Raw genomic sequence first — 13,516 nt, 5'->3', positions numbered from 1 at the left:
TTGGATAAAGAGAACAGAGGCCGCGTGACAAACGGAACGACTCCTCAAGGTGATGCGCAAACAAAAGATAAACAGCCAATATCGCAATTAGAAAATAAGGCGAAAAAAAGCAACACAAAGGGCTAATACATGTAGCCCTTTGTTTCTTTTCTACATAAGAACAACCTTAACTGATTCCTAATTGACTTAAGCGGTTAACCATTGGTTCGATCCCTTTAATTTGATGCAAGCGAAGCATTGCCGCTGCCCGCTCTGGGTCCATTTTTATTTTTGTTTCGTCAATCGGACAGCTGAGTGGTACATCACATTTAATTTCTGCCAGTATACGAGAAAGCTTCAAATCTTCTAATCCTGCTTGCATTTTCTTTTGCTGAGCTGCCGTTAATGCATGAACATTTTCTAACAGTCGATCAATCGTTTGATACGTTTGGATAAATTTCAATGCTGTTTTTTCGCCGATTCCTTTTACACCAGGGTAATTATCGCTAGCATCACCCATCAGCGCTTTCATATCAATCAGCGCCTTTGGAGATATGCCCATTTCCTCTTCAAAAAGGGCTTTTGTATAATGCTTATAATTCCCGATGCCTTTTTGCATTAAAGCCACGGTCACTTGTTCATTCAAGATCTGCAGCAAATCTTTATCTCCTGTTAAGACGGTCACATGTGCTTCGTTTTGATAGATTGATGCAAGCGTTCCAATACAATCATCTGCTTCAAAACCTTTCACACCAATGTTCATGATCCCAAGTTCTTCTGTCGCCTCTTTTGCTAAATCAAACTGTGGGATAAGCTCAACAGGCGCCTCGCCTCGATTGGCTTTATAATCTTGAAACAATTCGTTCCGGTATGTCTGGCTCCCCATATCCCAGCAGCATACGATATGAGTCGGCTCAAATGTTTGGACAGCTGTTAACAAATGCTTCAAATACCCATTCACTCCATTTGTCGGTACACCACGATCATTTATCATAAAATTGCGATGGACAGCCGTCGCATAAAACGACCTAAAAAGAAGTGCCATTCCATCTACAAGTAAGACGTGTTTATTCATTCATCTAAGCTCCCTTTTTATAAACAATACTCCTATTCTATCATAGAACATCGAAACGAACATAAAAAAGGCGCCTTCTTCTTTTGATAAAGAAGAGGCAGCCCGATTACTTTTTACCATATTGCATTTTTTTCGTTTCCGCTTCTGCGTAGGATGGCATGCCTTTTTCCTTCGGCATGCGCTCCTTCTGCTGCTTTACGTTTTGCTTTTTTGCCATGAGCATTCCCCTTTCTGGTTCATTTGTTAAGATGACCAAAAATGAGAAAGTTACTCTTTATTTCTGTTTACGCTGGGTGTATTCCTCCACCATCTCAATCGTGACATGTTTACGAAGCGGAACAATTCCGCCTCGGGCAAGCTCATTCATTTTAGACGTGATGGCATTGATCTCATCTATTGAAAATGGTTCATTGTGTTCACATTTTTTCACAGCCGATTCAATCGCCTGCTCTCTTTTTTGTTCAAGTGCAAGAAAAGATTGGATGTGGGCATGTTGTTTCTGTGAATGTGCAGAAATTTCTTCGTGTACGCTCGTCATCGTCTATCAACTGCTTTCTTTTTTATATAGTCTATCATGAATCATATCGTTTTCAACTGGTTCTTCCATTCATTTGTTTGTTCATAAACTTGTTCAATGATCGCCTGTTTTTCAGCATCTGTTGTAAGGCTTGTCATAAATGTCTGTTTTTGCTCATTGAGCTGTTGGAGAGCATCTTGTTCGTACCTTTCAGTATAGGTCTTCACTAGCTTTTCATATCTGCTCAGCAACTCTTCTTTTTCGTTATCTGCCCAACGTGTTGTCATTTGATGTAGAACATCTCGAATGGCTTCAATAAACGTAGCCTTTTCATTTTGTTCAAAGAAGGCTTTCGCTGATTTTTGTTTCTTTAAAAGCGGCTCAAATGGTGTAATCTCTGCTTCAACTTCAATTTGTTTTAGCTCAGCATTTTTCCCCTCAGGGGCTGACAGGCTAAGAGAAAAGTAAGGATCTTCCGCACATGCAGCCTGCATCCCTTTTTCCCACTCCTCCTGGAAATAATGATTGATAAACGATTCCATTCGGATATCAAGTGCCTTGAGCTCCTGCACAAATTCAAATTCATACTCCTTTAACGCTTTCTCAAGTGCCTTTTTTAACTGCTGACCAAAATTCCCTTGAGATATGCCAGGATAAAAAGCCGACTTTAATAGATCATTCGCAAATAATGAAAGCCGCTGTACAATATGATAGAGCTGTTCATGCACGTCTTTTTTTACGCTTTCAGTCACAAGCTTAGACCGTTTCACATCTTGCATTTTTTCGAGAATGGCTTCATAGGATGTCTTGATGTTTTTCTTTTCAGCTTCTTTCTCATCTTCTGATTGATGCAAGGTCGCACGTAGTCTATCGACCGTTGTACATAATGTATTAGCTTCAAAATGCAAAAGTTCAATGGCATCTTTCGTTAATTCTTCCTCAATAAAATAGTCAAGCTGTTTTCTCAGTGTTGCATATTGATTATAAGATGTCGGCTCTTTCCCTTCGATCTCTTCCTTACTAGACACATGATGCAGGTTTGGATTGCGAATGCCTTCTTTTGTGAGCTCGCTTCGTACATAGTCAAATACGGTTTCAAGCTCTGCTTGATCCTTAGCCAAATCAGCTGCATTGATGATAAAGAACATTTTATCCATGCTAAAGGAATCTTTTACGAGTCCAAGCTTCCGTAAAAATGAGCGATCAGCTTTTGAGAAAGAATGCTGATAATACGTTAAATAAAGAAGGGCGTCTGCATCCTTCATATACTGGAAGGCGATTTCTGTATGACGCTTATTCATACTGCTAGCACCTGGTGTATCGACAATCGTCAGCCCTTTATCTGTCAGAGGTGTACTTAAATACACCGTCACTTCCTTCACCACACAAGAAACAGATTCTTCCGCTACATAAGGCTTTAATTCTTGAAGTGTGACATGTAAATTGGTTTGGTTGTCAATGTCATCATGAAACTTGGCATAGGCTTGTAGAAAATGTTCTACAATGATTCGGTGATCCTGTTCGAGCTGCCGTTTTTTCAGCACTCTTTCCAGCTTTGCCTTAAACGAATCTCCTTTTTCTGTTGTGATCGAAAATCCAAGAATCTGATCGAGTTCTTCTAGAATGTCCTGCTTGGTTTTAAACACCACTTTAACACTTTCATGAGGATGATCTTCCGTAGGTCGTGTCAGTTTGTTAATTGTTGCAGTTGTTGGCGTAGGAGATGATGGTAACACCTTCCGTCCAACAAGCGCATTGGCAAATGAAGATTTTCCAGAACTAAAAGCGCCAAATAATGCGAGTGTAAATTCTTTTGCTTGCAGCCGTTCTGTTCGTTTTTCAAAGGAATCTCTTTGAGACTTTATAATATCTAAAGGCGATAAAATACGGGAAAGCTCTTTAAATTGTGCAATTGATTGTGCTGTTGTTAAATGCTGTGATTGGCGGTATTGATCGCGCTCTGTCCGTTCAGCAGCTTGATCGCTCTCTTCAACATGAATTGATGCGTGATTCTTCTCCAGCTGGTCGTGCTGCATCCATTGCTTTTTCGCATAAAACCAGTCACCTGGGATATGCTCATCCGTTCCGTTTTGCCAAATATCCCATAAATGCTGAATATCCTGTCTTATTTGTTCATTTTTTTCGTTATACTCCTCAAGGCTCTGAAGCTCTTGTTTCGCTTGCTCCCGTTTTTCCTCTTGCTTCTCCTGTTCATTCTTGAGCTGGTCTTTCAAGGTTTCAATCATCTGTTCAATCAATTGAAGCGCTTGCTGTTTCGCCTGTCTTTTCAATGCTTCACCAGCATCTTTCGCATATTGAAGAACATATTCGTTAGAAAAAGTTGCCCCTTGGTGAATGACCTTTTCAAGCAAGGATTCTTCAATAGGTGTCTCAAATGCCATGGCTTTGTCTAATAACGCTTCCCCAAGCTGATGCTGTTTTATTGCTTTCTTAAGGAGCTCGGCAATGTGCCAGTCAACTTCCGCTTTCATTCTCTTTTTTACATCTGCTAAGAAATCATTTGCCCGCTTTTCCTTTTCCTGCTCGGTTTTATTTTTGGCAAAAAGTAAACCCACTTTAAAGCCAGGTGCTTTCGATTCGATATAGTCACTTGCAAGCTCTCGCATCTTAAATGGCGTGAGGTTTGCATTTTTTAAGATGTTCTCTACTTCAGAAGACACTTCATCTTCTACCTGCTTTGCACCATTTTCAATAAATCGGCGTTTCTCTTCTAGTTCTTTCACTTCGTTCCTTTTTTCTTGAAGCTGCTTATCAAGGTCCTCTTCATGCAGTTCTTCTTTTAACGAGTCTATATGTTCTTTTAAAACATGTTCGATTTTCTGCTCTGTATAGGCTCGAAGTGATGCTTTAGGCATGGTTTGTAATTCTTGTAGTTTCTTCACTAAACCGATCATTTCGTTTTTTGGGTGTGCCTCATCCGTCACAGAAGTAAAATATAGATGTTCTTCTTCAATGCCTTCTTTTAAAAGCATCTCAACGACTTGTTTTTTGTAGTTTTCAAAAGTTGTCTCTTGTTCATCATGCCGATCCACTTGATTGACGATGAAATAAAGATTGGGCACTTTCTCTTTAATCGAGCGAATGAAGCGAATGTTTTCTTCAGAATGGACATGGTTATAATGAACGACATAAAAAAGAGCATCCGCTTGATGAAGAATAGAAGCAGCGGATAAAAAGTGCGCATGATCCGTTGAATCAATTCCCGGTGTATCAATGAGTGCCACTTTTTCTTCAAGTCCACTATAATCACCGCTAATTTCCACCATCTCAATTTGTTCCCCATCTTTACAAAAACGCTGCACCGCTTCTTTATCATAAGAACCGCTCATTTTTGCAAAACGTCCATCAGACGTATGGAGCTGAACTTCACTGACCCCTTTCCTGACAACAACCAAATTTGCACTCGTTGGAATTGGGCTTGTGGGCAGGATATGATCATGAAGAAGATGATTCACTAGTGATGACTTACCAGCAGAATAGTGGCCGGTAAATGCGATATATACTTCTTCTTCAGCTTCCTTTTTCATAATAGATGCAAGTTTGGCTGCGCGCTCGTGATCATCCCTTTTCAGAAGGCTTTGATATAAAGCACCTGTAGTTTGAACGAGCGAATCTCGAATAGACAAGTCTTTCATGACGATAAACCCCTTTGTTTTTAGAAAAGTCAGTTATGTATGTGTACCATTTTACACAAAATAAAGAGATTTTTCTTCTGATCTGAGGAAATAAAAAAATCTGCTACCCGATCAGTCACAATGGACTGCAATCAGGAAGCAGATTTTTTTGAAACACCTTTTAATACGAAGCCAATCAATAAGCTATATACACAGACCGTACCGAGTAAGAAAATCATTGTCATGTGATCACCGTCCATCCTTCATGATTGAGAATGTTTATCATTAATGAAAGTGTAGCACAATTGATAATGATTTTCAATATTAATTTAGTAAATACTGATTCAGTGCTTTTTCCTCTGTTTGTATTCTGACCATCATCATCCATCCATTTAAACACGTAAACAAAATGGCAGTAATAAATGCGTTAAATAGCAGCGGAATGAACATCAGTTCAATTGCCACCACCACATAGTTAGGATGCTTTAACCAGCGATACGGCCCCTTTTTCACAATCATCGCATTTGGAACGACTAAGATTTTTGTATTCCAAAACGTTCCAAGTGAACATAGTGCCCAGTACCGAATCACCTGGGTCGCAAACAGAAACACAAGCAGCAATAGGAAAAAACGAGACGGTTGACGATGCACCAGCCATGTCTCTCCAATAAGCGAGAGGAAAAAAGCTGCATGCATAGCGACCATATAAGGATAATGGCTTGCACCAAATTCAATCGCTCCGATCGCCTTCACTTTCTTTTCATTTCTTTTCGCCACAAGCATTTCAATGAGACGCTGACAAATGAAAATGCCAATCACTATCCAGAAAATCATCACGAAAGCCCCTCCCATTTCATGAGCAATAATTCTGACGAAAAGCCTGGACCAAGTGCTCCGCAAAGCCCCACCTGTCCTGCATCTAGTGACTGATGTTCAAGAAAATGCTTCATGACATATAAAACAGTGGCAGAGGACATGTTTCCATGCTGTTTCAGAACCTCTTTTGAAGAAAATAGCTGATGCTCTTGTAAAGATAAGCTTTCAAGATAGGCATCAATCACTTTTTTTCCTCCAGGGTGAGCAAGAAAAACGGATACATCCTCTGTTGAAAACCCTAGCTGATGTAAAAATTGATCCACTTGCTCTTTTAACCATCCAGAAATGATGGACGGAATGTCACGTGAGAAGATGACCCGAAATCCGTCGGCGGTAAAATCCCATCCCATCACATCCTCAGAATCTTTCATGGTCACTGACTGCGTGCCAAGCACTTTAGGTACTGTTTTTAACTGCGTATACTTAGAGGCTGCCTTTTCTCCAGTTAAAAGAACGGCCGCAGTCCCATCACCAAACAGCGAGGTTCCAATTAAATTGCTTTTTGATTGATCTTGCGGCTGAAAAGTGAGGCTGCAAAGCTCGCAGGCAACAACGAGCACTTTTGCTTCTGGATACGCCCTGATGTATTCATAAGCTCGAGATAAGCCTGCCGCCCCGCCCCCGCATCCTAACCCCCAAATTGGCACTCGTTTCGTATAAGGAGAAAATGGAAGAACATTCATCAGCTTTGCATCAAGACTTGGCGTTGATAACCCTGTACTGGAGATGAAAAACAAAGCATCAATCTCATCAAAAGGAACTGGCATTGTAAGGAACGCTGTTTCATGCAGACAGTGAAAAACGGCTTCTTTCGCATGAGCCAATGCTTTTTCGACATAGAGATTATTTTTCTCTTCAAAAGAGTGATGTTCTTGATACCAATCAATAGGCTGTACAAACTGCCTACTCTCTATTTCGCCATTATTAAAAGCTTTTAATAGCCGATCAATATCTTTAAACGATCGTTTAAATTGAGACCTTGCAAATTGAGCAGCTGCTTGCTGATCCACATGATGTTTTGGCAGACTTGTTCCAACTGAAAGAATGTATGCCATCGGCTTCACCTCTTTTTTCGGTTAATATCCCCAATCAAAAAAAGGATATACATGCCAAAACGACACAATTCAGTCAAAATATTTTCCTCCGTCTAACTTTTTGTCTTGACGACAATTGATAAATATTGGATAATATAGGTGAAAACATGATGTAGTTTTCCTCCTTCACAGGTTCGTTCCAAGCCAAGCGAACCTGCTTTTTTTTATGCAATTTATGTTCAAAAATAATGGTGATTTAATGAAAAAAAAGAACTCCGTTAATTGGGAGTTCCTCTGTGAATGACCTCTCTTATGAACATCTAAATAGCAAACCCTCACCTAAACCTTTTCAAGGATGGACTTAATAAAATAAGTTTTTTCATGTGCGTATTTGTGTTTGTCATTTCCATGTAATCTTGATAATTTAAGTTTAAGCTGTTGGTACTCACTTCTAGCTTGCTCATTATTTCTCAAGTAATCTCTGAAATTTAACTGTTCAAGTAAATACTTATTATGTCTTTGGTACATATGGATTTGATGTGTTCGTGGTTCTCCTTTATTAAAGTAGTGTCTTTCAGGTAATACGTTTGTTCCTTTATATGAGTAACCGAGTCCTTCCAACGCTATTACACATTTTTCTCCATCAAAAAAATGTTCTATTTCAATTGCAATATCAATAATTGGCTTAGCGCTTAAACCTTTTACTGCTGTACTTCCAATATGGTGTACATTGATTATGTATTGACCAATATCACCTATTATCTTTCGCTTTTCACTTTCAAATTCTTTTGTCCACTCAATAGACCAAGGAACTAAAAAGACTTCCCCTCTTGGTAATCCTAACATTTACTTATCCCACCTTTTAACACCCATTTGGAGAATGTTAATAAACCAACTTTATCATAGGTCCCATATGGAGAGAGCAGACAGATTTCAACAATCATCCTATTCGTTTAGATCTATTTCTTGGTTGATGTCATTCAATACGATTCTTAACCATTCACTCTCATCTTATTTTATATCTAAAGAACAAAAATCCCTTCAACCGATTATTAATAGAGTTAGTTAACATAGCTTTATGCAAAAAAAACACCTCTCAAATGAGAAGTGCAGACCGTAGACAAACCCCACCTTTACTTCAAGTAAAAGTGCTGTATGAAAGGAATAAGCAAATGACTTTTCACGTTCACCTTTTACATAGTAGCCAATCTCTGATTCAGTTGTACTGACTTTGCTTTCTTTTGTTTCTTCTTTATTTTGTAGGGTAAGAGCTTTTCTCTATGTATTTCGCGTTTGATAGCCTCTATCTCCAATATCCACATGAGCATCCTTTTTTCAATGAAATCGTCATTTTACAACACTTTATACAGAATCTCCTTTCACTTCGCATTAATGGTTAAATCTGTTGCTATCTTAGCGTATAAATACCAACGTCTCGATCATTATTCAGAATTATTTCATTTAAACATGAATGGATCACCTTTTTTCTGATCAACACAAATAAATAACCATAAAATGCTAATTTATTTGATGATTATATATGAAAAGGGGGTTTTTTCCTGTATACTTAATCAATATGAACACCATGAAAAACAGTGAAAAAAGACAGAATCTACTACATGATTCGGCACAAAATTTAATTGACTGGAGTGATTGTCATGAAAAAGGTGTCCAAAAAACAGACACCCTACAACACGATATTTCTCTCGAAGATAATTGGTTTAGTGCTTCTTACACTGTTTCTCGTTTTTATCTGGGATATGTCTAAACCCCATTTGCAGGCGACAAATGGGCAAGCAAAAATTGTTACTAGCAGTGACTTCCGAGACACAAGTATCAGTCTGAATGCAAAAGATCATTCTACAAGAACATTGGATCAACAATTTAGGACCAATCCAAACCAACAGACAACGAATAAAACGGTCTTTTTAACATTTGATGATGGCCCTTCTGCTACATCAAATCAGCTGTTAAATGTCTTAAAAGCACATCAAGTGAAGGCGACATTCTTCATGCTTGGACCGCAAATCCAAGCTCACCAAGCAGCGGTGAAAAGACTTTATCAAGAAGGACATCAATTAGGGCTTCATGGCATGACGCATGATATAAACCGCTTTTATCAGAACAGTGAGTCTCCCGCAAATGAAATGAGAGAAGCTCAGCTCATTCTTGCTTCTGTTACAGGCGTTTACACCCGTCTTGTGAGAACACCTTATGGCAGTGTTCCAAATTTAACATATGATCAAAAAGTACGTTTAAACCAAAATGGCTTTATTTACTGGGATTGGACGATTGATAGCCTTGACTGGAGATATAAAAACTCACAATATGTTCCAGAGGTATTGAATCAACTGCAAATGTTTGAGAAAAATAAACCATGGGAACCAAAAGTTATTTTAATGCATGATCAACCCTCTACCACGAACTATTTAGATAGCCTGATTACACAACTAAAAGCAAGGGGCTATACATTTGCAGTCATTAACGAAACAATGCCGCCGGTACAACATTAATAGCGCTAATCACAACAAGCCCGTATCCAAAGGATGCGGGCTTTCAGCTCTCCAAGAGAAGTGTTCACATAACAGATTGCTTAGGTTCTTCCATTAGCTCCTGCTCTGTTTCTTTTTTAAAAGGAATCATGTGATAAATAATATGAAGCAAAATAGCGGTAAAGCTTCCGGCGACAATTCCGTTACTTGTTAACAATTTAATCGATTCTGGCAAATGATCAAACATTTGCGGTACCACCGTTACTCCGAGCCCGATGCCAACTGAGCATGCGACAATGAGTAAGTTTTCCTGTTTTGCAAAATCGACGCGTGAGAGCATTTTAATCCCATACGCAATGACCATGCCAAACATGGCGACCATCGCACCGCCTAGAACGGATTTTGGAATAATCGTTGTAAATGCCGCGATTTTAGGAAAAAGGCCAAATACCATTAATAATACCCCTGTCACCACAATGACCTGATTTTTCTTCACACCTGTTAATTGGATCAATCCAACGTTTTGGGAGTAGGCTGTGTATGGAAAAGCGTTGAAGATACCGCCTAATAAGACGGCAATTCCCTCTGCACGATATCCCTTTGCTAAATCCTTCTCTTTTAATGAACGATTCGTTAAATCTCCGAGCGCAAAGTATACACCCGTTGATTCGACTAATGACACAATGGCAACTAATGTCATTGTCATGATTGGTGCAAATTCAAAAGTAGGCAACCCAAAGTAAAAAGGCTCAATGAGGCGGAAAACTTGTGCATTCGCCACTTCTGCCGTCTCCACCTTCCCTAAGAAAGCAGCAACTGCTGTCCCAAGTAGAATGCCGATTAAGATGGCAATGGCTTTCATGAATCCCTTTGTAAATCGATAGAGAAGGACAATAATAAACAATACAAGAAAAGCAAGTCCAAGATTCTCAAAAGAACCATAGTCTGCACTTCCTTCACCACCTGCCATATTGTTCATGGCTACCGGAATTAAGGTAATTCCAATGATCGTGACGACGGAACCTGTGACAACGGGCGGGAAGAATTTCACAAGCTTCCCAAAGAAAAATGAAAGAGCAATGACAATACATCCTGCGGCGATAATACTTCCATATATAGATGAAATTCCATATTTAGAGCCAATCGCAATCATAGGAGAGACCGCAGTAAATGTACAGCCTAGTACAACAGGCAAACCGATGCCAAAAAAGCGGTTTTTCCATACTTGAAGCAGTGTGGCGGCACCGCACATGAAAATATCTGCCGAAATTAAGTACGTCAGCTGGGCTGGCGTGAGCCCAAGCGCATCTCCAACAATGAGCGGGACAAGAACCGCACCTGCATACATCGCTAGTACATGCTGTATCCCTAGCGAAAGGGTTTTGGCTTTTTTAGCAGCACTCATGATTGTACCTCGCGTACAAACGTGACTTTTCCTTCCTCGAGCGATTCGATACGTGCGAGTGACTCGACTCTATAGCCCATTTGCACAAGCTCTTTTCTTCCAGGCTGGAATGATTTCTCGATAACAATTCCAAAACCAGCTACTTTTGCTTTCGCTTGCTTTGCGATTGCAGCTAGTCCCTTAGCGGCTTCTCCATTTGCTAAAAAGTCGTCGATGATTAACACACAATCATCCTCACTAAGGTGCGTGTTAGAGACAGCGATCGTACTTTCTACTTTTTTGGTAAAAGAATACACACTTGCTGTCAAAAGGTTATCCGTTAAAGTCAGTGATTGCCGCTTTCGGGCAAAAACAACTGGCACATGAAGGGCAAGCCCAGCCATGACAGCAGGTGCAATACCAGAAGATTCGATTGTGATAATTTTAGTAATTCCATCATGCTTAAATAATCTAGCAAACTCTTGACCGATCTCATGCATTAACACAGGGTCAATTTGATGATTTAAAAAAGCATCTACCTTTAGCACTTGATTTGACAGAACGATTCCTTCGTTCTCGATCTTTTGACGTAACAATTCCATCATTCTTCCTCCCAGCATATTAGCAACTTTCATTTTTTTGCATAAAAAAAGCATTGCTGTCCATTAAGGAGCAAGCAATGCGAAAACGATCCACGGGATCTTCAGCTCATACAAAAGCTGTTTCATTTTGCTCACTCATAGTCGGACGGTATCGGTGTCCGGTAGAAACTTGCGTGCCTTCATCACGCGATTATATGAGTGTTTCATAGTGTTCAAATTATAACAAGATTTCAGACGCTTGGAAAGCACTTTTCTAGAAAAATACCGAACTTAAATAATCATTAAGCTTTAAACGTTCGTTTTTAGAATATTCAACCAGCAAAAAAGCACCCTTCTGATCAAAGGGTGCCTTTCATTTATGATAAATATAGTTTCGTGTACTTATCTGTTAAATAATCAATTAAGTATTGAACATTTAATTCTTCACCAGTTGCGTCTTGAATGATCTCAGATGGCTTTTTCCGTTTCCCATGCTTGTGGACATGTTCAGTTAGCCATTCTTTTATCGGTGCAAAAGACCCATTTTGAATCAGTTCATCAAAATTCGGTAAATCTTTGATCATTTGCTGCTTTAATTGCGCCGCATACATATAACCAAGTGCATATGAAGGGAAATAACCAAAACTACCATCAGACCAGTGAACATCCTGCAAAATACCAAGCGCATCGTTAGGCGGCGTAATGCCAAGATATGCTTTATATTTTTCATTCCATAACGCTGGCAGATCTTCAACTGCTACTTCTTCATTGAAAATGGCTTTTTCAATTTCATAGCGAATAATAATGTGAAGTGGATACGTGAGTTCATCTGCTTCAATTCGAATGTAAGTCGGCTTCGATTCATTCACCGCATGCACAAATTCTTCTAAAGTGACATCTTTAAATTGTTCAGGAGATGCCTCTTGCAGCTTTTGATAATACGTTTTCCAGAAATCTTCATGTCTGCCGATAAAGTTCTCAAAGAAAAGAGACTGTGATTCATGAATACCCATTGATGTCCCGTCACATAAGAGCGTTCCGCTCAGCGCCTCATCAATATTTTGTTCATAAATGGCATGGCCGCATTCGTGAATGGTGCCAAAGATCGCCATGCGAAAATCGTGCTCATCATAACGCGTCGTCACACGTACATCCCCTCTGCTTAATGTCACAGCAAATGGATGAACCGTTGTATCAAGTCGTCCTGCGTCAAAGTCATACCCTAACTCTTTTAAGAAAAAGAGACTCAGCTCTTTTTGTTTGTCGATCGGGAAGCTTTTCGATAAAAACGAAGTATCCGGTTTATTTGGCGAAGCTTCAATTTTTTTCACGAGAGGAACGATGGCGTCTCGAAGTGCACCGAATTTTTGATCGAGTTGTTCAACCGTCATATCCGGCTCGTAATTATTGAGCAGCACATCATATGGTGTTTTTTTCACGCCCCAGTACTGAATGAAACGCTTGTTAAAATCAATCAGCTGTTTTAAATAGGGTGCAAAGAGTGAAAAATCTGATTTCTCCCTTGCTTCTACCCAAACATGTTCAGCTTTTGATTGAAGAATGGAGTATTCTTTAAATTCTTCTTTTGGAATTTTACTGTTTTCATCATATTCTTTTTGCGATAATTCAAGTGCCTTCTGCGTGTCTTTTGACAGCTTTTCTTTCTCTTTATTTAATGCATCAAGAAGATCTCTCATTTCATCAGAAGTCTTCATATTAAAGATATCGCTGGATAATTGACCGATGGTTTCTGCTCTGAAATCAGCGCTTTTTTTAGGTGCTTGTGTTCGAGAGTCCCAATAAAGTAAATGAAGCGCCTCTGTATAATGGGCGATTTTTCCTAGTAATTGATAAAACGCTTTCTCTTTTGATTCAAGACTCATGCGTTCGTTCCCCCAATCATTAAAATATGTATGTACGTTTCAAGGCTACTTCAATAAATG

The 13,516-nt window shown here is 39.4% G+C and carries 12 protein-coding genes and 1 riboswitch; of the genes, 2 read left to right on the top strand and 10 right to left on the bottom strand.

The genetic code is table 11. The features are described 5' to 3' along the window. A complete protein-coding gene (locus tag MHH23_RS11060) occupies positions 1-126 on the top strand; it encodes a hypothetical protein (protein WP_008346357.1) in 126 nt (41 codons plus the stop codon). A 40-nt stretch (positions 127-166) separates the two neighbouring features. Here the strand turns inward: MHH23_RS11060 and MHH23_RS11055 are convergent, their stop codons facing one another. The 7 genes from MHH23_RS11055 to MHH23_RS11025 form a co-directional block, all read right to left on the bottom strand. Further along, positions 167-1,054, bottom strand: coding sequence for a 5'-3' exonuclease (locus MHH23_RS11055; RefSeq protein WP_047946659.1), 888 nt, complete (start codon positions 1,052-1,054; stop codon positions 167-169). Between the two features lie 274 nt (positions 1,055-1,328). Next, positions 1,329-1,592 (bottom strand): YpbS family protein, encoded by a 264-nt coding sequence (locus tag MHH23_RS11050; RefSeq protein ID WP_340959492.1) that lies wholly within the window; start codon positions 1,590-1,592, stop codon positions 1,329-1,331. Between the two features lie 41 nt (positions 1,593-1,633). Beyond that, positions 1,634-5,227, bottom strand: a complete 3,594-nt coding sequence (locus tag MHH23_RS11045) for a dynamin family protein (protein ID WP_283933140.1) — start codon at positions 5,225-5,227, stop codon at positions 1,634-1,636. A 131-nt stretch (positions 5,228-5,358) separates the two neighbouring features. Next, entirely contained in the window at positions 5,359-5,445 is an 87-nt protein-coding gene (locus MHH23_RS11040; protein WP_223251174.1) for a Fur-regulated basic protein FbpC, read from the bottom strand. An 85-nt stretch (positions 5,446-5,530) separates the two neighbouring features. Beyond that, positions 5,531-6,040, bottom strand: coding sequence for an isoprenylcysteine carboxyl methyltransferase family protein (locus tag MHH23_RS11035; RefSeq protein ID WP_340959491.1), 510 nt, complete (start codon positions 6,038-6,040; stop codon positions 5,531-5,533). Beyond that, positions 6,040-7,137: a type III polyketide synthase gene (locus tag MHH23_RS11030; RefSeq protein ID WP_340959489.1), complete on the bottom strand. Its 1,098-nt coding sequence runs from the start codon at positions 7,135-7,137 to the stop codon at positions 6,040-6,042. The genes MHH23_RS11035 and MHH23_RS11030 overlap by 1 nt, the downstream gene beginning before the upstream one ends. A gap of 318 nt (positions 7,138-7,455) precedes the next feature. Next, positions 7,456-7,962 (bottom strand): GrpB family protein, encoded by a 507-nt coding sequence (locus tag MHH23_RS11025; RefSeq protein ID WP_251185266.1) that lies wholly within the window; start codon positions 7,960-7,962, stop codon positions 7,456-7,458. 812 nt (positions 7,963-8,774) lie between these two features. On the opposite strand from MHH23_RS11025, the gene MHH23_RS11020 reads away from it, so the two are divergent. Beyond that, positions 8,775-9,629: a polysaccharide deacetylase family protein gene (locus tag MHH23_RS11020; RefSeq protein ID WP_327855406.1), complete on the top strand. Its 855-nt coding sequence runs from the start codon at positions 8,775-8,777 to the stop codon at positions 9,627-9,629. A gap of 64 nt (positions 9,630-9,693) precedes the next feature. On the opposite strand, the gene pbuX is transcribed toward MHH23_RS11020, so the two are convergent. The 3 genes from pbuX to MHH23_RS11005 form a co-directional block, all read right to left on the bottom strand. Continuing rightward, positions 9,694-11,013: a xanthine permease PbuX gene (gene pbuX / locus MHH23_RS11015; protein ID WP_327871816.1), complete on the bottom strand. Its 1,320-nt coding sequence runs from the start codon at positions 11,011-11,013 to the stop codon at positions 9,694-9,696. Beyond that, positions 11,010-11,594 carry a xanthine phosphoribosyltransferase gene (gene xpt / locus MHH23_RS11010; protein WP_008346333.1) on the bottom strand — a complete coding sequence of 195 codons (585 nt, stop codon included), beginning with the start codon at positions 11,592-11,594 and terminating at the stop codon, positions 11,010-11,012. Before xpt ends, pbuX begins: the two co-directional genes overlap by 4 nt. 118 nt (positions 11,595-11,712) lie before the next feature. Next, positions 11,713-11,812: riboswitch (purine riboswitch) on the bottom strand. Positions 11,813-11,950: 138 nt separating this feature from the next. After that, on the bottom strand, positions 11,951-13,456 hold the full coding sequence (locus MHH23_RS11005; RefSeq protein WP_024718539.1) for a carboxypeptidase M32: 1,506 nt from the start codon (positions 13,454-13,456) through the stop codon (positions 11,951-11,953). Between the last annotated feature and the right edge of the window lie 60 nt (positions 13,457-13,516).

The organism is Bacillus sp. FSL K6-3458 (genome assembly GCF_038005045.1).
In the GTDB taxonomy this organism is placed as follows: Bacteria; Bacillota; Bacilli; order Bacillales; family Bacillaceae; genus Bacillus; species Bacillus altitudinis.
The sequence above is the reverse complement of the archived record's forward strand: the minus strand, read 5'-3'. Positions and strand labels throughout refer to the sequence as shown.

Bases quoted from the DNA above. Each gene is read 5' to 3' on its own strand.
- MHH23_RS11055 (WP_047946659.1), bottom strand. From the start codon at position 1,054: ATGAATAAACACGTCTTACTTGTAGATGGAATGGCACTTCTTTTTAGG.
- MHH23_RS11050 (WP_340959492.1), bottom strand. From the start codon at position 1,592: ATGACGAGCGTACACGAAGAAATTTCTGCACATTCACAGAAACAACAT.
- MHH23_RS11045 (WP_283933140.1), bottom strand. From the start codon at position 5,227: ATGAAAGACTTGTCTATTCGAGATTCGCTCGTTCAAACTACAGGTGCT.
- MHH23_RS11040 (WP_223251174.1), bottom strand. From the start codon at position 5,445: ATGATTTTCTTACTCGGTACGGTCTGTGTATATAGCTTATTGATTGGC.
- MHH23_RS11035 (WP_340959491.1), bottom strand. From the start codon at position 6,040: ATGATTTTCTGGATAGTGATTGGCATTTTCATTTGTCAGCGTCTCATT.
- MHH23_RS11030 (WP_340959489.1), bottom strand. From the start codon at position 7,137: ATGGCATACATTCTTTCAGTTGGAACAAGTCTGCCAAAACATCATGTG.
- MHH23_RS11025 (WP_251185266.1), bottom strand. From the start codon at position 7,962: ATGTTAGGATTACCAAGAGGGGAAGTCTTTTTAGTTCCTTGGTCTATT.
- MHH23_RS11020 (WP_327855406.1), top strand. From the start codon at position 8,775: ATGAAAAAGGTGTCCAAAAAACAGACACCCTACAACACGATATTTCTC.
- pbuX (WP_327871816.1), bottom strand. From the start codon at position 11,013: ATGAGTGCTGCTAAAAAAGCCAAAACCCTTTCGCTAGGGATACAGCAT.
- xpt (WP_008346333.1), bottom strand. From the start codon at position 11,594: ATGGAATTGTTACGTCAAAAGATCGAGAACGAAGGAATCGTTCTGTCA.
- MHH23_RS11005 (WP_024718539.1), bottom strand. From the start codon at position 13,456: ATGAGTCTTGAATCAAAAGAGAAAGCGTTTTATCAATTACTAGGAAAA.